This is a genomic window from Flavobacterium sp. ZE23DGlu08 (assembly GCF_030505335.1).
In the GTDB taxonomy this organism is placed as follows: domain Bacteria; phylum Bacteroidota; class Bacteroidia; order Flavobacteriales; family Flavobacteriaceae; genus Flavobacterium; species Flavobacterium algoritolerans.
The window spans coordinates 2,481,504-2,499,584 of sequence record NZ_CP130045.1 but is presented as its reverse complement, the minus strand read 5'-3'; the positions used below and the strand labels follow the sequence as shown (position 1 = coordinate 2,499,584).

19 protein-coding genes are annotated in these 18,081 nt (G+C 33.2%); 12 read left to right on the top strand and 7 right to left on the bottom strand.

The window, feature by feature from the left end:
• Window positions 1-8: 8 nt before the first annotated feature.
• The 5 genes from Q1W72_RS10860 to Q1W72_RS10840 form a co-directional block, all read right to left on the bottom strand.
• Window positions 9-884 (bottom strand): DUF3347 domain-containing protein, encoded by an 876-nt coding sequence (locus Q1W72_RS10860; protein ID WP_099714358.1) that lies wholly within the window; start codon window positions 882-884, stop codon window positions 9-11.
• Window positions 885-1,038: 154 nt separating this feature from the next.
• The gene (locus Q1W72_RS10855) at window positions 1,039-1,410 is read right to left on the bottom strand and encodes a hypothetical protein (protein ID WP_143394880.1); all 372 of its coding nucleotides are present in this window, start codon (window positions 1,408-1,410) and stop codon (window positions 1,039-1,041) included.
• Window positions 1,411-1,497: 87 nt separating this feature from the next.
• Window positions 1,498-1,842, bottom strand: a complete 345-nt coding sequence (locus Q1W72_RS10850; RefSeq protein ID WP_099714356.1) for a phage holin family protein — start codon at window positions 1,840-1,842, stop codon at window positions 1,498-1,500.
• 54 nt (window positions 1,843-1,896) lie between these two features.
• On the bottom strand, window positions 1,897-2,655 hold the full coding sequence (locus Q1W72_RS10845; RefSeq protein WP_099714355.1) for an alpha/beta fold hydrolase: 759 nt from the start codon (window positions 2,653-2,655) through the stop codon (window positions 1,897-1,899).
• A 106-nt stretch (window positions 2,656-2,761) separates the two neighbouring features.
• Complete coding sequence (locus Q1W72_RS10840; protein WP_099714354.1) at window positions 2,762-3,475, bottom strand: pyridoxine 5'-phosphate synthase; 714 nt, start codon at window positions 3,473-3,475, stop codon at window positions 2,762-2,764.
• A 114-nt stretch (window positions 3,476-3,589) separates the two neighbouring features.
• Here Q1W72_RS10840 and Q1W72_RS10835 point away from each other — a divergent pair, with 114 nt between their 5' ends.
• The 8 genes from Q1W72_RS10835 to murI all read left to right on the top strand — a co-directional run bounded on the left by Q1W72_RS10835 (window position 3,590) and on the right by murI (window position 11,939).
• A complete protein-coding gene (locus Q1W72_RS10835; RefSeq protein WP_099714353.1) occupies window positions 3,590-4,249 on the top strand; it encodes a CBS domain-containing protein in 660 nt (219 codons plus the stop codon).
• 78 nt (window positions 4,250-4,327) lie between these two features.
• Entirely contained in the window at window positions 4,328-5,212 is an 885-nt protein-coding gene (locus Q1W72_RS10830; protein ID WP_099714352.1) for an NAD kinase, read from the top strand.
• A 168-nt stretch (window positions 5,213-5,380) separates the two neighbouring features.
• On the top strand, window positions 5,381-6,064 hold the full coding sequence (locus Q1W72_RS10825) for a DUF6089 family protein (RefSeq protein ID WP_099714351.1): 684 nt from the start codon (window positions 5,381-5,383) through the stop codon (window positions 6,062-6,064).
• A gap of 4 nt (window positions 6,065-6,068) precedes the next feature.
• Window positions 6,069-6,809 carry an isoprenyl transferase gene (locus Q1W72_RS10820; protein ID WP_099716258.1) on the top strand — a complete coding sequence of 247 codons (741 nt, stop codon included), beginning with the start codon at window positions 6,069-6,071 and terminating at the stop codon, window positions 6,807-6,809.
• The gene (locus Q1W72_RS10815) at window positions 6,742-9,471 is read left to right on the top strand and encodes an outer membrane protein assembly factor (RefSeq protein WP_099714350.1); all 2,730 of its coding nucleotides are present in this window, start codon (window positions 6,742-6,744) and stop codon (window positions 9,469-9,471) included. The genes Q1W72_RS10820 and Q1W72_RS10815 overlap by 68 nt, the downstream gene beginning before the upstream one ends.
• 37 nt (window positions 9,472-9,508) lie before the next feature.
• Window positions 9,509-10,528: an OmpH family outer membrane protein gene (locus Q1W72_RS10810; protein ID WP_099714349.1), complete on the top strand. Its 1,020-nt coding sequence runs from the start codon at window positions 9,509-9,511 to the stop codon at window positions 10,526-10,528.
• A 21-nt stretch (window positions 10,529-10,549) separates the two neighbouring features.
• Window positions 10,550-11,050 (top strand): OmpH family outer membrane protein, encoded by a 501-nt coding sequence (locus tag Q1W72_RS10805; RefSeq protein WP_099714348.1) that lies wholly within the window; start codon window positions 10,550-10,552, stop codon window positions 11,048-11,050.
• 109 nt (window positions 11,051-11,159) lie between these two features.
• A complete protein-coding gene (gene murI, locus Q1W72_RS10800; protein WP_099714347.1) occupies window positions 11,160-11,939 on the top strand; it encodes a glutamate racemase in 780 nt (259 codons plus the stop codon).
• 1 nt (window position 11,940) lies between these two features.
• Here the strand turns inward: murI and Q1W72_RS10795 are convergent, their stop codons facing one another.
• Entirely contained in the window at window positions 11,941-13,176 is a 1,236-nt protein-coding gene (locus tag Q1W72_RS10795; protein WP_302135191.1) for an aromatic hydrocarbon degradation protein, read from the bottom strand.
• Window positions 13,177-14,499, bottom strand: a complete 1,323-nt coding sequence (locus Q1W72_RS10790) for a DUF4270 family protein (RefSeq protein WP_099714345.1) — start codon at window positions 14,497-14,499, stop codon at window positions 13,177-13,179.
• Window positions 14,500-14,728: 229 nt separating this feature from the next.
• On the opposite strand from Q1W72_RS10790, the gene Q1W72_RS10785 reads away from it, so the two are divergent.
• The 4 genes from Q1W72_RS10785 to Q1W72_RS10770 are packed head-to-tail and all read left to right on the top strand — an operon-like array spanning window position 14,729 to window position 18,035.
• Complete coding sequence (locus Q1W72_RS10785) at window positions 14,729-15,577, top strand: DUF6268 family outer membrane beta-barrel protein (RefSeq protein ID WP_099714344.1); 849 nt, start codon at window positions 14,729-14,731, stop codon at window positions 15,575-15,577.
• 15 nt (window positions 15,578-15,592) lie between these two features.
• A complete protein-coding gene (locus Q1W72_RS10780) occupies window positions 15,593-16,600 on the top strand; it encodes a kelch repeat-containing protein (RefSeq protein WP_099714343.1) in 1,008 nt (335 codons plus the stop codon).
• Entirely contained in the window at window positions 16,587-16,949 is a 363-nt protein-coding gene (locus Q1W72_RS10775) for a DUF4907 domain-containing protein (protein ID WP_233206863.1), read from the top strand. The genes Q1W72_RS10780 and Q1W72_RS10775 overlap by 14 nt, the downstream gene beginning before the upstream one ends.
• A complete protein-coding gene (locus Q1W72_RS10770; RefSeq protein WP_099714341.1) occupies window positions 16,950-18,035 on the top strand; it encodes a sensor histidine kinase in 1,086 nt (361 codons plus the stop codon). It begins immediately after the preceding gene.
• The last annotated feature ends 46 nt before the right edge of the window (window positions 18,036-18,081 follow it).

Here is an 18,081-nt window from a genome sequence, read left to right as displayed (position 1 = left end):
TTATACAGTTATTGAATCGTTTCGACTGTTTTTCCGCAAGTCATCATTTGAGAACCGTAATATGGGTTTTTAACCACGTTCTCTTTACTCAACCAGTTTGCGCCTTTACCGTCATTAGCCATCGGACAAAACTGAAGGTAAACCGGAGTTTCGTATTTAGCCACTTTTATCAATTCGTAGATTGATTTTGAAAAAGGAATAAAAATTTCTCTTTGACGTTTGATGTCTTGTGTTTCCGAAATATTCTTGGCCCCAGCCCTTAAACCGTTCATTTCTTTCATCCAAACGATGTGAACATCCATAGCAAGATTATTCATTTTCACTCCATTTAATGCTGTCAAAAGGTCTTTCGCAACAGTAGCGGCAGCTTTTCCGTCTGTTTTTACCAAAGCATCTTTCAATAAGAAATAGGTATCAAAAACAACTTTTAATTCCGTATCCACTTGTTGTTTTGCAACTGCAGTATCAGAATGACTGGCGTGGTTTGCATGATTCTCTGCAGCAGCGGTTTCCATTTTCATCTCTGTTGAAACAGCTACTTTTGCTTCTCTTTCATATTGACAACATCCATGTAATGCATCGTAAGTATCATCCGGAGCAAGAAATTTATCGCTGTCGTAACCGGCTAAAGCAATGCGTTTCAAGATTTCGTCTTGAGTCGTTTTAGAGGAATCATACGTAAGTGTTGCCATTTTGGAATCTTTATCCCACTCGACTTTCGCAACTTTTTTCAGGGTTCCGGCAGTTTCTATCTTGCTTTTACACATGTCACAGTTTCCGTATATTTTTACTGTTTCTGTTGTAGCATTTTTAATTTGCGCGCTTGCAATTGTAACTGAAAGCAATAGTGTTATTGCCATCAATATTCTTTTTATTGAGTTCATTGTATGAATAATTTTGAGGTGAATTAGTCGCAAAAACATTGAAAACAATAGCGCATTTTGCTACATTTCAAATTGTATTCGACTAAAATTTAATGATTGTAAAAGCATAAAATGCTTTGAAATAGACAGTCTTTTGGCTGTCAGAAAAAGGAATTTAGCTTATTTTAGGTGGAAGCCAAATAGAACGGAAATCTGAAGAAATAAAGATTTCTGAGTAATAGTAATTTTGTTTTTCAGTAGAAAAACTAAAGAGTTGATTATTCAATTCAGTGTAAGACAACGAAGTCATCCCTAAATAGACTGTTGAACTGCTGCAAGTAACATTTTTACAAGCACCATTACAACCTTCATGAGATTTCTCTTTTGAAGACTGTCCTTTTTTACAACATTCTTTTTTATCCTTTTTTGAAGAGGATTCTTTTTTGCAACATGCCTTCTCCGTTTTTGTTCCACATGCAAAAGCCACGCTTGGTGTCATAAAGAAACCAAGCATAACTAATAGCACTATGTAAAACTTTTTCGACATTGTTTATCTTATATAGAAGCACAAAGGTATAAAATTATACAAATACTGTAAATTAATTCATTCACAAATACATGTTAAAACAATTCCTTATTTTCCTTCGCCTAATATTCCATTCATTATGGACTGTAATAATGACAAGATGATACTAAAGAATAAGGCGGTCCAAAAGGTGTCTACGCTAAATCCGCCAACAATTTTTGTACACAACAAAATCATTAATGCATTAATTACCAATAAAAACAATCCTAAAGTAATGATGGTAACCGGCAATGTAAGTATTACCAATATTGGCTTGATAAATATATTAAGTAACCCCAGAACAATTGCTACGATTAATGCTGTAGTAAATCCTGCTACATGAACCCCCGGCATAAAATTCGCAATTAGCAATACTAAGCCCGAAGTGATAAGAATTTTGATCAGTAAATTCATAGATTTTTGTTTTAAAATTTTAATAAATGTAGTGAAAATTTAAAATTATCACGTTTATTTCAAAAAAGAACTTACTTTTTGGTAAAACTCAGTTGGGTTTTCGGCATGAAGCCAATGCCCTACATTCGGAATCGTTTCGATGCTTGAATCAGGAAAATGTTGTTTTATATTTTCGAAATCACTGTCCAGAATATAATTAGATTTTCCTCCGCGAATAAAAAGAGTTGGCTTTTCAAAAATTGAATTCTCCGGTAACGGAACTCCTATTTCATCCATTTTATGATTAAATACTGCTAAATTAAATCGGAAAGCGAGTTGTCCCGGCTCTAGCCAAAATAAATTTTTCATTAAGAATTGTCTGGTTCCAAAATCAGGAATATACTTTTCCATAATTTCTTCGACATCACTTCGGCTTGGTTTTTTTGAAAAATCAACGGCGTTCAATCCCGCCAAAATATCCTGATGATGTTGCGGATAAAATTTTGGTCCAATATCAGCCACAATTAATTTACTTACTAATTCCGGATGTGTAGTTGCCAAAAGCATCGCTACTTTTCCACCCATCGAATGACCAATGATGTTGATGTTTTCTAAATTATGAGCTTGGCAATACTCGTAAACATCCTGCGCCATGATTTCATAACTGAACTCTTCTGAATGCAAGCTTCGTCCGTGGTTGCGTAAATCGAGAATATGAACTTGAAAATCAGCCGCAAATTGCGTTCCGAGTGTTTTCCAATTATCGGACATTCCCAAGAATCCGTGGAGGATTAAAAGTGGTTGCCCTAAGCCTTCTATTTTTGAAAAAAGCATATGGTTTTAGATTTTAACGTTATAATTTAAATTACAAACCATTAAATAAATTAAGGTCATGAAGCTTTTGACTTCATCTATCTTAATTTCTTAATGGTTTAAAAAACTATTTTAATTTTTGCAAATACATATTTACCACATTATCCAATCCTAGATAAATGGCTTCAGAAATTAACGCGTGACCGATAGAAACTTCCAATAATCCTGGAATATTTTGTTTAAAAAACTGAATGTTGTCCAAACTCAAGTCGTGACCTGCGTTGATTCCTAATCCAAGTTCGTTTGCCAAAACTGCTGATTGTGTGTACGGCAAAATTCCGTTTTGATTTCCTAAACTGTATTGATGTGCAAATGCTTCAGTGTACAACTCGATTCTTTCAGTTCCAATTTTCTTCGCGCCTTCAATCATTTCGAGAACAGGATCCACAAAAATGGAAGTTCTGATTCCGTTACGTTGAAATTCCTGAACGATTTCGGTTAAATAAGAAGCGTGTTTTATGGTATCCCAACCCGCATTAGACGTTATGGCATCGATTGCATCCGGCACCAAAGTGACTTGAGTCGGTTTTATTTCAAGAACAAGATCGATAAATGTTTGCTCTGGATTTCCTTCAATATTATATTCGGTGTAAACGATAGCCTTTAAATCTCGGGCATCTTGATAGCGAATGTGGCGCTCATCCGGACGGGGATGAATGGTGATTCCTTCGGCACCAAACTTTTGAATATCGGTGGCTACTTTTAATAAATCGGGAACATTTCCTCCGCGAGCATTTCGCAAAGTAGCTATTTTATTGATGTTTACACTTAACTTTGTCATTAGAACACTTTTTGATTTAGATACTAGTATTTACTTGGAGCAAAAATACAAAGTAAAACTTAGGAGATTTTGCTTATTTTTGATTATTTTGCATGAAATATTGCCGATTGATTTATGACAGAAATTACAGAATATATTACCAATGACTTTAAAGCGATTGACAGCCACGATTCTATTGCGGCTATTCAAGACTTTTTTAGTGAGTTACACTTTTCACATTTTCCAATTGTTGAAGAGGGCGTTTATATTGGCAGTATAGCATCCGAAGATATAGAGACTTTTGACAGTGATAAAAAAGTAGCGGATTATCGTTTTACTCTTGAAGGATTTTTTACCAGAACAAATACGATGTGGCTGGATGTTTTAGAAGTTTTTGCAAAAAACCACACCAATTTAGTTCCCGTTTTGGACGAAAACAATACCTATGTAGGATATTATGAAATAGAGGACATCATGAAATTTTTTCATGAAACCCCTTTTTTAAAAGAACCTGGAGGAATCATTGTTGTTAAAAAGGGAGTTTTGGATTATTCTATGAGTCAAATTACTCAAATTATAGAAAGCAATAACGGAAAACTTTTAGGACTTTTCATATCGGAAGCGGATGTTGAGAGTGTTGAAGTTACTTTGAAAATAACTTTGGGCGCCATGAATGAAATCATACAAACTTTTAGAAGATACAATTATGAAATCATATCAGAACATCAAGAAGACAATTATATCAATAATTTAAAAGAGCGCTCTGACTATTTAGACAAATACCTTAATATATAGTTTTTGTTTAACCGATTATTTGTTTAATCGATTAAATGCTAAAATAAACATATCAACATTAAACGATTAAACAAAAAGATGAAAGTAGCTATCTACGGTCAATATTATCAAAACAGTACAGAACCCATCATAAATGACATCTTTGTTTTTTTTAACAAAAACAATGTAGAGATGATTATTGAATCTCATTTTTTGTTGATGCTTAATGAACGGAAGATTGTAGAAAAAAAATACAAAACTTTTACATCCCATACGGAACTTGACTCCAGTTTTGACATGCTGATAAGCATCGGCGGAGATGGAACCATACTAAGAGCCGCAACATTGGTAAGAGATTCCGGCATTCCCATTTTAGGTATAAATGCTGGAAGATTAGGTTTCTTAGCCTCTGTACAAAAAGAGAATATTGCCTCGTTTATGCAATTTGTTCTCGATAAAAAATACACGATTTCTAAACGAACTTTACTGAGTTTAACGTGTACTCCACCAAATGAATCCATTGACGCAATTAATTTTGCCATGAATGAAATTACAGTCAGTCGAAAAGACACTACTTCGATGATTACGATTGACACATACTTGAACGAAGAATATTTGAATTCCTATTGGGCCGACGGTTTAATCATTTCAACACCAACAGGATCCACAGGATATTCACTCAGCTGCGGCGGTCCCATTTTGACCCCTGACGTAAAAAGCCTTGTTATTACTCCTATTGCCCCTCACAATCTTACCGCAAGACCTCTTGTAGTTCCCGATGAAACTGAAATCCGACTGAAAGTTTCGGGAAGAGAAGAATACTATTTAGTTTCCTTAGATTCCAGAGTTACCTCGGTAAAAAACGAATCAATTCTGACTTTAAAGAAAACTCCTTTTCAAATTAATATGGTAGAAATTACCGAAGAGACCTTTTTGAAAACACTTCGCAAGAAATTACTTTGGGGAGAAGACAAAAGGAATTAAATCATTTTAATCAAGCGCTATACGATTTTATCAATTTTCCCCGTTTTAGTTAAACTAATACTTAATTAGTGTAGGTTTAGTAGTTAATTATTAAAAAAACACACATTTAACTGAATGGGTATTGAATCGAATTGATAATTATTATATTTGCACGCAATTTTTGATTAAATGAACAAAATTTTTTATTTATTTTTTTGCTTTTTCCCTTTAATGGTTACCAATGCTCAGATACATGAGGTCGGTGTTTTTATAGGCGGAAGTAATTTTATAGGAGATGTTGGCCCTACTACATATGTTTCGCCAAACGAACCTGCATTTGGATTGCTATATAAGTGGAATAAAAGTGCCAGACATGCTTACCGATTTTCTTACACGCAATCAAAAATCGTTTCAAATGATTTAGATTCAAAAGAAGCCGGCAGAAACCAAAGAGGCTATCGCTTTGAAAACGGCGTAAAAGAAGTATCTTTAGGCCTTGAATTCAACTTTTTTGATTTTAATCTTCATGAATCCAGTACTAAAATAAGTCCTTATGTGCATTCCGGCGTAAGTTATTTTAGACACGATGAATTGTATGTATTGGACGGAGAAACTAAAAAAGATAAAAGCACAGGTTCATTTGCAATACCAATGACTATAGGAATAAAATCGAACATTAGTCCTAGTATAATATTGGCTGCAGAAGTTGGTGCAAGATATACTTTGACGGATAACATAGATGGAAATAATCCGGAAAATAAAAATTTGGAATCGCTCCGATTTGGAAATATAAATAATAATGATTGGTATGTTTTTTCAGGAGTTACTTTAACTTATACCTTTGGGAATAAACCCTGTTATTGTGCAGAATAAAAAAATGAATTTACTAGAGACTATCAACAAGAATAACTTGCCGAAACATTTAGCCATTATAATGGATGGCAATGGCCGTTGGGCAAAACAACAAGGTCTTTTAAGAGCCTTAGGCCATGAAAGCGGGACAAAATCAGTTAAAGTGATAATCGAAGCCAGTGCTAAACTCGGCATCGAATTTCTTACTTTATATGCATTTTCGACTGAAAACTGGAACAGACCAAAACTAGAAGTTGAAACTTTAATGAAAGTACTCATCAACTCCTTGAAAAAAGAACTTGTAACACTCCAAAAAAACAACATCAAACTGAATGCTATCGGTAATTTGGAAAAATTACCAAAATCAGCGCAAAAAGAACTACTTGATGTTATTGATAAAACTAAAGACAACACACAAATGACATTGACTCTGGCGTTAAGCTACGGGTCGAGAGAAGAACTTGTAAGTGCAGTCAGAAACATCTGTAATAAAGTTAAAAATAATATAATTTCAATAGACACTATTGACGATTCCATTATTAATGAGCATCTTTACACGCAAAATTTACCTGACGTAGATTTATTAATACGAACAAGCGGAGAACATAGGATAAGTAACTTTTTGTTGTGGCAGATTGCCTATGCAGAATTATATTTTACTGACATATTGTGGCCAGACTTTAAAGAACAAGATTTATATGAGGCTATCATTAGTTATCAAAAAAGAGAGCGTAGATTTGGAAAAACAAGTGAACAAATTAAATAATTTTTTAGTGTTAAATAAAAGCATAAAAATAGTCCTTACCGTTTTGATTTTTGGAAGTTTTTCACAAGTTAAAGCTCAAGAAAGAGTTCCTTTTGATCAAGGAAAAAAATACATCTTAGCCGATGTAGCGGTGGTTGGAGATATAAGTTTCAACTCTCAAACCGTAGTTACTTTTTCAGGTTTACAAAAAGGACAAGAAATAACAATACCTGGCGAAGAAATTAGTGCTGCTATAAAAAAACTTGGAAAACTGGGTCTCTTTGATGAAATTTCATTTTATGTAAATAAAGTGCAGAATGACAGTATTTATCTTGATTTAAACATTGTAGAGTTACCTAAATTAAACCAAGTAAAATTTGTAGGCGTTAAGAAAACGAAGACAGAAGGTTTAATTAAAGACAACAGCTTAAACAAAGGTAAAGTAGTCAATGAAAACTTGATTACCACCACAAAAAACTACATCGAAAATAAATATAAAAAAGACGGTTTTTACAATACTAAGGTAAACATAAACACTGTTAAAGATACGTCAACCGTAAACTCTGTAAATATGCTTGTCACTATTGACAAGGGTGAAAAGGTAAAAATTCAAAAAATTGATTTTGTAGGAAATACAAAAATGTCAGACAAAGCTTTGCGAAAAGCGATGAAGGATACGAAACAAAAAAATCCTATTCGAATTCTAAAAGCGTCTAAATTCATAAAAGACAAATACAAAACCGATTTAGAAAAAGTAATTTCGGCTTATAAAGAAAAAGGATATAGAGATGCCCGAATACTTTCGGATTCGGTTACTTTTGACAAAGAAAAGAACGCATTATCCATTAAAATAAATGTAGAAGAAGGGAACAAATATTACTTTGGAGACATTAAATTTTTAGGAAATACAGTATACACAGATCAAGGATTAAGCCGAGTATTAGGTGTTAAAAAAGGAGAAACTTATAACGGTGTTTTGCTACAAAAAAGAATTGCTGATGCCTCAAAACCTGACGGGGAAGACATTGACAACTTATACAAAAACAATGGGTATTTATTTTCTAATATAAATGCGGTTGAGGTAAGAACAGCAAATGACACTATTGATTTTGAAATACGAATCACTGAAGGGCCAATTGCTTATTTTAACAAAATTACTGTTGTAGGAAATGACAAAACAAATGACCGTGTAATTTATCGTGAATTAAGAACAAAACCAGGAGAAAAATACAGCAAAGAAGAATTAGTAAGAACCATTCGTGAAATTGGGCAACTAGGATTTTTTGATCCGGAAGCTATTGATCCAAAGTTCAAAAATGTAGATTCAGGAGCAGGAACTGTTGATATTGAATACAATCTTGTAGAAAAAGGTTCGAGTCAAATTGAACTTCAAGGTGGTTATGGTGGAGGTGGTTTCATTGGTACCCTTGGACTATCTTTCAACAACTTTTCTGCACGAAATATGTTCAACAAAGATGCTTACAAACCATTACCTATGGGAGATGGTCAAAAAGTTTCTTTACGTTTGCAAGCAAGTACTTTCTTTCAGACTTATAGTGTTTCATTTTCAGAACCTTGGTTTGGAGGAAAAAAACCAGTACAATTTAGTAGCTCTATATCGTACAGTAAACAATTTTTAAATAATTTTGTTACACAAAGAGCTGATAAAACCAAAAGTTTTAACATCATGACATTGTCTGTTGGTTTAGCAAAAAGACTGACTGTTCCAGATGATTTCTTTGTGTTGTCACAATCTTTAAGTTACCAACATTATGATTTGAATAATTACAATACCGGATTATTTACTTTTGGAGATGGTACATCTAGAAACTTTGCCTACACTGTTGGATTAACAAGAAGCAATAAAGGTGTGAATCCAATCTTCCCAACATACGGATCGGAGTTTAGTATTTCAGCTAAATTAACCCCTCCTTATTCATTGTTAAACGGAATTAATTATTCGACATTAGGAGATAAAGAAGAATACAAATTAAAAAATACTGTTGACCGCTTAAATGTTCCAGATGCAAATGGTAACATTGTTCAAATAGGAGATTATATTGATACCGCTGGAAACAAAGTAACCGACTTCAATCTAGCAGCTACAGACGTAAGTAAAGTAGATCAAGAGCGTTTTAAATGGTTGGAATATTACAAAATAAAGTTTAAAGCAGACTGGTATACAAAAATTTATGGTAAATTAGTACTAAGAACCTTAGCAGAGTTTGGGTTTCTTGGAGCATACAATCAAGAAAGAGGAGTTGTTCCTTTTGAACGATTCTATCTTGGTGGTGACGGACTGGCAAATTACTCCATGGATGGAAGAGAAACAGTACAGTTGAGAGGATATCCTAATAACTCATTAACACCAGTAAATGAGGCAGGAGATCAAATTGGAGCTACTGTTTTTAATAAATTCTCAATGGAATTACGTTATCCGATAACATTAAAATCATCGGCTTCAATTTATGCATTGGCATTTATGGAAGCAGGATCATCGTTTAGGGATTTCAAAAGCTATAATCCTTTTGCCTTAAATCGTTCTGCAGGACTTGGATTGCGTGTATTTATGCCAGCATTTGGTTTATTGGGAATTGATTTTGGTCACGGTTTTGATACATTACCAGGACAAGCAAAAGCTAATGGATGGGAAACCCATTTTATCATTGGGCAACAATTCTAAAAAAAATTGGTTTTAAATTTTCTAATACAGTAACGTTATGAGAAAACAATTTTTATATCTATTTTTAGTGCTAGTTGTTGTACAAACAGCTGATGCGCAAACCAGAGGGACTAAGCTAGGCTACATTGATATGGAATACATTTTACAAAATGTACCCGATTACACTGAAGCAAAAGCTCAATTAGAGCAAAAGGCTGAAAAATGGAAACTGGAGATTGATACTAAGAAAATTGAAATCAATAAATTGAAGGATGCCTTAAAAGCAGAAAGAGCTTTATTGACGAAAGAGTTAATTGATGAAAGAGAAACAGAAATTAATTTTCTTGAAAATGAAAATCTGGATTACCAACAAAAAAGATTTGGTGCCAACGGAGATTTGATGATACAAAAATCTGTTTTGGTAAAACCAATACAAGATCAAGTTTTTACTGCTGTTCAAGATATTGCAGAAAGATTAAAATATGATTTTATCTTTGACAAAACTTCTGACTTGACCATGTTATTTGCAGCGAAAAGATTTGATATCAGCGATCAAATTTTACGCACATTGAACAGGACAGAAAAAAGAGAAGAGTTGACTAAAAAACAACAGAAAGAAGAAGAGGCTAAAGAAAATAAAGAAGATGCATTGGATGAAAATCCAGCGTTGGCAGATAGACAAAAACTCTTGGATGATAAAAAAGCAATAAGAGATAAAGTAATCGCTGATAGAAAATTGCTTCAGGAGCAAAAGAAAAAAGAATTTGACGATAAAAGAAAACAAATTGCTGCTGACAGAGAGGCTAAAAAAAATGGCACGGTTTCTGCAAATGTTAAAATAGATGGCACAGCAACAGCCTCAAGTAATGATGCTGCTAAAGACAGTACGAAGCTAGCAGTTGAAGATGCCAAAGTAAAACAAGCGGCCGCAAAAGCGAAAACATTAGAAGATCGTAAGAAAGTTTTAGAGGATCGCAAGAAAGCATTAGACGAGAAAAGAAAAAAAATACTGGAAGACAGAGAGGCAATTAGAAAAGCTAAAGAAGAAAAATTAAAAGAAAATACAAACAAAAATTAATTATTAAATATTTTAAAAACGATGAAACAAATTAAAACTCTATTTATTGCTGCAATTTTTATTTTAGGAGCAAGCCAAACAATTAATGCACAAGCAAAAACTGCTCATGTTGATGTAAGTGAGATTATGACAAAAATGCCAGCAATGCTAGATGCTCAAAAACAATTGGATAAATTGAGTACTACGTATGATGCTGACTACAAAAAAATGGTTGAAGAATACCAAGCAAAATTGAAAAAATACGAAGCTGAAGCTGCTACAGTTACTGAAGCTGTAAATACTGAGCGTTCTAAAGAAGTTCAAGATATGCAAAAAAGAATTGTTGACTTTAGAGACAATGCTCAAAAAGAATTGCAACAAAAAGAATCTGATATCGTAAAACCATTAATGGAAAAAGTAAGAGCTTCTATTCAAAAAGTAGGAAAAGCTAAAGGATTCCAATATGTTCTTGATGGTTCTAGTCTTTTGCTTGCTGATGGTCCAAACTTGACTATTGATGTAAAAAAAGATTTAGGTTTCTAAAAAAAATAGATACTCGCATAAAACTGCTCACCTTATCATAGGCTTGAGCAGTTTTTTTGTTTAAAATAAATTTTAGGAAATTCAAATTCCAGCATGTAACTTTGTTTTTATGAACAGCAATAATCAACCAATAGGAATTTTTGACTCAGGGATTGGCGGAACTTCCATTTGGAAAGCAATCCATCAATTACTGCCCAATGAAAAAACTATATATCTGGCAGACAGTAAAAATGCCCCTTATGGACAAAAATCTAAACAAGAGATTATTGCATTGAGTATGAAAAATACTGATTTCCTACTGGAGATGAACTGCAAATTAATTGTTGTAGCTTGTAATACCGCAACCACTAATGCCATTCAAGAATTAAGAGCAAAATATGACGTTCCTATTATAGGTATTGAACCTGCTATAAAACCCGCGGTTACGCATTCTAAAACACAAATAATAGGAATCCTTGCTACTCAAGGAACCTTGAACAGTGAACTGTTCAACAAAACTACAGAGAAATACCAAGACACAAAAATAATTGAGCAAGTAGGTCACGGATTAGTGCAGCTAATAGAAAACGGAGATATCGATTCACCAGAGATGACTGAACTGCTTCACTCTTACCTGACTCCAATGATTGAAGCCAATATTGATTATTTAGTATTAGGTTGCAGTCATTATCCTTATCTGATTCCTCAAATCAAAAAAATTCTTCCGGAACACATTCAAATTATAGATTCTGGCGAAGCTGTAGCAAAACAAACACGAAATATATTACGTGACAAAGTAGGTTTTTCATCCGCAGAAAACAGTGAACCGGTTTTTTACACGAATACAAATCCCAAAGTTTTGACTGAAATTTTGGAAAATAAATATCTTGTTGAAGAAATAGCGTTTTAAGCTACTCAAATTTTCTTTTGACAAACCAAATACCGTCTAAACTTAAATTAAGAGACAATTTATGATAATTTTCTTTGATTAGTCCATCACTGATTCTACCCTTTTGCCCGAAGGAATAGCTGATATTCAGTGCTGAAAACGTATTTTCAATGGGAAGTGAAACTCCAACCGAAAATGACATAGCATTAATTCTCTTATTATCAACTTCGAGGTAACCCGTATCATAATTGAATCCCGTTGAATATTGAATCCTATCAGAATAGCTTCTTATATTCTTTGGCTTACTGTAAGAAAACCCCAATGCGAACTTATCTTGGTTTACAAAATTTCCGTACAAATCAGATTGATTGGTGCTATTCCACAACCCTTTTCCGTAATCAAGTGTCAGATTTAAGTTATTCTTAAAAACCTTGCTTAAACCCACTCCCATCTCTAATGGCATATAGTAATCATCCGTATCCGATGCAACCTCTGACTCAATAGCCAAAGATCCTGAATTAAAAACTGAAGTTACAGATTGTACTTTAGTTGCATTTATTTTTGTGGGTGATTTCAAATTCATTCCCAAAGTAAATGTAGAATCAACTTTGAACTGACCTCCCAGAGATGCCCTGACGCCATTATAATTTGTCTTTTTATAAATATTTGTTACCGAATTAGCAATACTATAATCTCTATCATCTGTGGTATTTCCAAAAAGAACAGAAGTAGAAAGCCCTAATGCTATTTTTTTACCAATTCTATAGCCATAGGAAACATCAAAATCATTCAATCCACCTGTTCCGGTAGCATTCAAAGTATAGTTTTCCTGGCTGTCCTGAATTGGCAATGATAAATTAGATATTTTAAATGTAGAGCTCGAATAAGGCTTCAGCGCCAAACTAAAAGCTGATTTTGGCGATACTGGAAAAGCAAATGCAATATGTGAAAATTGAAGGTTATTCCGACTTTCTTTTTTTGAATTGTTTTCGTAACTCGACAAGATAGCTTTCCCTCCTATGTCAAACAAAAAGTGGTTTTGATACATGAATCCTAAAGAAGCTGGATTTAAATTGTTGATAAATCGATTTGAAGGCAGAGCAATACCCGAAGAACCTATTCCAGGAATCGAACCAAAATCTGAATCATATAAACTTCCTAAACCATACAAAGAATATGGGGAACTGGAAATACTTTGTGAAAACGAAACTGTTGTTATAAAAAGAAACAAACCTAAGAATGCTATTTTATTTTTCATCTAATAAGAAATATAATAAATTTTCAATTGAATTTTGTTATTGGCATTTTTCTGATCACCTAAAACCAGTCTGTTAACTGCTTTTGAAATACTGGGTAATGTGAGAATTAAGGAAGATCTAGCGTCTGATTCCTTTAGCATTTCAGCTTGTAAAAAAGCACCAATCGAAATTTTATACCCAATATTCTCATTGAATTCATCACTTGTAGCATTCAAGAGTCCATAAACAGCCGATCCATCTACGGCATTTAGCGTTCCTTTGATTCTATTTAATTTATCCCCTACAAAAACACGCAAAGAATCCATTAAAGGATAAGCAACTGAATAAGTATTATTTACTGGTTTTATGATTAATTCAGCATCTACAATTGCCCCTTTTTCAGAGAGGTATTTCAATTGCTTTATGTTAGGAAAATCTACTCGGCAAGCAAGTCCTGTCCCTGATTGAATGAAAGCTTTATTCCCCGTTAGTAAACTGGACAGCTTACTGGATGAAACAGGTAAATCCTGAATTTGTGTTCCAGTTCTATCCAAAGTGATATTATTAAATTGCTTGGAGACATCCAAAATAGAGAAGTTTTTAATCAATGAAGTTTCTGAATCGCCCTGGTATTTTGAATAATACAACCGTAGTACGCTAGACATATTGAAACCGACAATGCTAGAAGAAGTTCCCGATGTTGACTTAATGACAAATCCTTTGAGATATTCTGTAAACTCATCAAAATTTGATATTTCAAGTTTTTTTAATTTTAGAAAAAGAGCATTCCCAAATTCATTATTCAGTTTCACAACCACGGAGTCCTTACTATTGGGTTTTGGTTTAAATGAAATGCTACCGAGACTTTGAGCATCATAACTTAAGCTGGAATTATTGTAAAAACTATCATCTTCTGAGTTTGGTTTAACCTTTTGTGTCAATCTGTGAATGCTAAGAGATTGCACTTTTGTTGTGTCTCCGTAGAAATACTTATCTTCTTTTAAAACCATTTTAATAGAGTCGAAAACATAATTTGGAGCATCAGTATCAGAACTTTCATTATACAGCGCGTAATCAGACGCCGAAAGTTGAAAATAACTGTCTGATTTTACTTTTCCAAAAACAGGATCGTCATAATTCCCTACCAAAATCCTGCTCTGACTGGAGGTCACTAATGAATCAAAATTAATGGTAGCAACATCAACAGTTACAGTATCAATCAATATCACTTTATTACTAACCGATAAATAATCAGAACCAACAACAAATTCTCCAGCATCAACATCAGAATTACACGAAGTTATTATAAGTCCAAAAACCAGCAACAACAATACCTTATACATAAATGTTTTTTGAACAAATATATAGGAGACCACTTTATACCGCATAATAACATATACCACCAGAAGTTTTGTGTCTATAAAATGGCGATTCTAGTCTACAATTAAGATACTGTAGGTAATAATTCATTCGACCTTACAAATGCCCAGTTAGTCTATGAATTTGGGCGGTACATATATCTTCTTTTTTTTAATTGGATAACGTATCTACTTTTGAATCAATAAAAAAATTATGAGAATAAAGACTTTAGCAAATCTGTTGTTTATGATTCCAATTCTTAATGCATCGGCCCAAAGCGGATATTCCTTAGAGTTAAATATAAAAACACAACCAACTGAGAAAATTACAATACATGAAACTGGAATTGGAGTAACTTTTTTTAAAAATATTGATTCGAAAAATAAAATAACCAACACCTTCAAGTACAAAAATATTGGAGTCGATTATTCATTAGAAAATTATGATTTACAAAATAGTCTGAATCAGTTTAACGGTTTCGAAAATGATTTTAAACTATCTCATCAACTAAACGGTGCTACAAAACTGAATTTAGAAATCAATCCAACAGTTAATTTCGAGAGTAATATTGGACTTTCTGATGTATCACTTTTAGGTGGTATAGAAATGACTCATTCTTTCAATCGTTCAAATGCAATCAGCATTGGAGTAAAAAGGATGACGCTTTTTGGCAAACCGGAAATACTGCCTACTTTTTCTTTTTATCATCAAATCAGCCCTAATGCATTTGTTGAAGTTGGCTTTCCAAACTCCACTTTCTCGTATTCAAATAACACACGAAATAGTTTCAGTTTGACAAATAGTTTCAATGGGAATTTTTATAACCTAGACAAACCTGAAGTTCTTGACCATTTGAATGCAGCTTCAAAAGTGAGTTTTTCACAAATGACTTCGGCATTGGAATATGAAAGAAATATGGATTCAAACTGGTTTGTAAGTTTAAAAGGAGGCTATGAATTTAACAAAAAATACAATCTAACCAATAACACTGGCGACTCAAAACTTGATTTTAACAGCACTAACGGTTACATTTTTAACATTGGAATAAAATACAAACATTAATAAATACACTAAATTATGAATAGTTTTAAAAAAGGAATATTGTTCACTACACTTTTTGCAAGTTTGGTATTTACGGGCTGCAGTAATGATGATGACTCCGACGATTTGATTGGAAACTGGATTAAAAAATCCTCCTTTGACGGACCTGCCAGATCAAGCGCCACGAGTTTTGTAATTGGCACTTACGCCTTTGTGACTACCGGATATACCGGAGATGAATATTTAAAAGATCTTTGGGCTTACAATTCGACAGGCGATTATTGGGAGCAAAAAGCTGATTTTATTGGAGTTGCCAGAAGTTCAGCTTCGGGATTTGAGTTAAACGAAAAAGGCTACATAGGTCTTGGTTATGATGGTACTAATAAATTAAAGGATTTTTATGAATATGACCCCAGTAGCAATACTTGGATGCAAAAATCTGATTTTGCAGGAACAGCGCGCTATTCGGCTGTAGGATTTCAAGTGGGTGGTAAAGCGTATTTTGGAACCGGTTATGATGGGAATTATCTGAAAGACTTTTATCAATACGACCCAACTACAGATTCTTGGTCATTGGCAAATGGTTTTAGCGGAAATAAAAGACGAAATGCAACTGTTTTTGTAATTGACGATAAAGCTTATTTTGGAACAGGAATAAATAACGGAGCTTACCAAGTCGATTTTTGGATGTTTGATCCGGCAACTGATGTATGGACAAGAAAACGAGATATTGACCAAGACACTGATGACGATTATGATTACAATGATGACTATGTAATTTTGCGTTCTAATGCGACCAGTTTTTCTATGAATGGATTAGGATATGTTGCCTGTGGAGAAAGCTCAAAATCGATTTGGGAATACAATCCAACAACTGATGTTTGGTTAGAAAGAACTCCGCTTGAAGGATCAGCCAGAACAGATGCAATAGGTTTCTCTATTAACCAACGAGGATTTGTGATGCTGGGAAGAACCGGAACCTCTTATTTTGATGATTCATGGGAATTTAAACCTTTAGAAGAACAAAACGATGATGACAATTAATACAACCAATACATTCTTCTGGGCTACAATCCAGAAGAATTTTTCTTTAGTAAACACAAAAAACAAAGTACTTTTTCTATTGGGTTTGTTCCTATTTATTTCTTGTAACAAAAGTGAAAACTTAAACGTACAATCTTTAAAAACGACTACAGGCTGGGGTTATTGCATAACTAACAATGAGAAAATTATAATAAAACAAACAATAATTCCTGTTATCAGCGAAAACAAAAGCTTCAGAACGGAAGAAGAAGCGCTGAAAGTTGGAAACTTAGTATTACAAAAATTGAAAGACGATTTATCGCCTACGGTAACAAAAAAAGATTTATTTTTATTAGCTGTAAAAATCTAGATGAACATAGAAGGAATTAAAAATAACAATTTAAACCAAATACTTTTTCATAGTATGATTTGGTGTTTCTTCATTGTTGCCTCACTAATTCAGTTTTACGAAAGTCCTTTTAGTATTGGTATTGATTTCTATGTCCAATGGATTACGGGAATCCTACTATTTTATCTGAATTATTTATACTTAGTCCCTTTATTGCTATTGCAAAAGAAATACTGGCAATATTTCACGATTGTAATTGCATTAATAACCCTTTTTATGATTGTTCGGTTTAATTTCTTTATGCCCGAATTCCAAAACATGAGGCCTTTCAGAATGATTAATTCATCCGGGAAAGAGATTTTATTAAACCCGAATTTCAAAAGGAAACAACCGTTTTTTTTTAAAATTGTGCCTTCTTTTTTCTATATATTAATCATTACAATTAGTACCATTATTAAAACTTTGTCTGAGTTATACAACAATCAGCAAAACAAGTTAATTGCCGAAACGCACAGAACTTCAACAGAATTAAATTATCTAAGAAAACAGACCAATCCCCATTTTTTATTTAATTCCTTGAATAGCATTTATTCATTAGCCTATAAAAAATCTGATTTAGTTCCGGATGCAATTGTAACTTTATCAGAAATGATGCGGTATATGTTGTATGAAACCGATAATAAATCGGTGTTTTTAGAAAAAGAAATCAATTACATTAAAAACTATCTTGAGCTGCAAAAACTACGCTTGAATAATATTGAAAACATCACCATTAACATTCATGGCGAGACAAAAAACAAATACATTGAGCCGTTGCTTTTAATTTCATTTATTGAAAATGCTTTCAAATATGGTACTGATTATAAAGGAGCAGCTTTTGTAAAAATTAAAATAACAATTGAAGAAAATATTTTAGATTTTTGGGTAGAAAACAAAATCGAAAATCACCGAAAAGATCCGGAAAATTCAGGAATAGGAATGACCAATATTGAAAGTCGTCTGAATCTCCTTTATCCTAATGCACACCAGCTCACTATCATTGAAACCGACAGTAATTACAGTGTTCATTTAAATTTAAAACTAGACCAGATTCAAACTTCTTTTTAATTAGGAATCTTGATATTAATTTTAGTTGTTCCAAATTTTAAATAAA

What these genes read in the sequence shown, in the direction of transcription:
- Q1W72_RS10860 (WP_099714358.1), bottom strand. Translation starts at nt 884, where the DNA reads ATGAACTCAATAAAAAGAATATTGATGGCAATAACACTATTGCTTTCA.
- Q1W72_RS10855 (WP_143394880.1), bottom strand. Translation starts at nt 1,410, where the DNA reads ATGTCGAAAAAGTTTTACATAGTGCTATTAGTTATGCTTGGTTTCTTT.
- Q1W72_RS10850 (WP_099714356.1), bottom strand. Translation starts at nt 1,842, where the DNA reads ATGAATTTACTGATCAAAATTCTTATCACTTCGGGCTTAGTATTGCTA.
- Q1W72_RS10845 (WP_099714355.1), bottom strand. Translation starts at nt 2,655, where the DNA reads ATGCTTTTTTCAAAAATAGAAGGCTTAGGGCAACCACTTTTAATCCTC.
- Q1W72_RS10840 (WP_099714354.1), bottom strand. Translation starts at nt 3,475, where the DNA reads ATGACAAAGTTAAGTGTAAACATCAATAAAATAGCTACTTTGCGAAAT.
- Q1W72_RS10835 (WP_099714353.1), top strand. Translation starts at nt 3,590, where the DNA reads ATGACAGAAATTACAGAATATATTACCAATGACTTTAAAGCGATTGAC.
- Q1W72_RS10830 (WP_099714352.1), top strand. Translation starts at nt 4,328, where the DNA reads ATGAAAGTAGCTATCTACGGTCAATATTATCAAAACAGTACAGAACCC.
- Q1W72_RS10825 (WP_099714351.1), top strand. Translation starts at nt 5,381, where the DNA reads ATGAACAAAATTTTTTATTTATTTTTTTGCTTTTTCCCTTTAATGGTT.
- Q1W72_RS10820 (WP_099716258.1), top strand. Translation starts at nt 6,069, where the DNA reads ATGAATTTACTAGAGACTATCAACAAGAATAACTTGCCGAAACATTTA.
- Q1W72_RS10815 (WP_099714350.1), top strand. Translation starts at nt 6,742, where the DNA reads ATGAGGCTATCATTAGTTATCAAAAAAGAGAGCGTAGATTTGGAAAAA.
- Q1W72_RS10810 (WP_099714349.1), top strand. Translation starts at nt 9,509, where the DNA reads ATGAGAAAACAATTTTTATATCTATTTTTAGTGCTAGTTGTTGTACAA.
- Q1W72_RS10805 (WP_099714348.1), top strand. Translation starts at nt 10,550, where the DNA reads ATGAAACAAATTAAAACTCTATTTATTGCTGCAATTTTTATTTTAGGA.
- murI (WP_099714347.1), top strand. Translation starts at nt 11,160, where the DNA reads ATGAACAGCAATAATCAACCAATAGGAATTTTTGACTCAGGGATTGGC.
- Q1W72_RS10795 (WP_302135191.1), bottom strand. Translation starts at nt 13,176, where the DNA reads ATGAAAAATAAAATAGCATTCTTAGGTTTGTTTCTTTTTATAACAACA.
- Q1W72_RS10790 (WP_099714345.1), bottom strand. Translation starts at nt 14,499, where the DNA reads ATGTATAAGGTATTGTTGTTGCTGGTTTTTGGACTTATAATAACTTCG.
- Q1W72_RS10785 (WP_099714344.1), top strand. Translation starts at nt 14,729, where the DNA reads ATGAGAATAAAGACTTTAGCAAATCTGTTGTTTATGATTCCAATTCTT.
- Q1W72_RS10780 (WP_099714343.1), top strand. Translation starts at nt 15,593, where the DNA reads ATGAATAGTTTTAAAAAAGGAATATTGTTCACTACACTTTTTGCAAGT.
- Q1W72_RS10775 (WP_233206863.1), top strand. Translation starts at nt 16,587, where the DNA reads ATGATGACAATTAATACAACCAATACATTCTTCTGGGCTACAATCCAG.
- Q1W72_RS10770 (WP_099714341.1), top strand. Translation starts at nt 16,950, where the DNA reads ATGAACATAGAAGGAATTAAAAATAACAATTTAAACCAAATACTTTTT.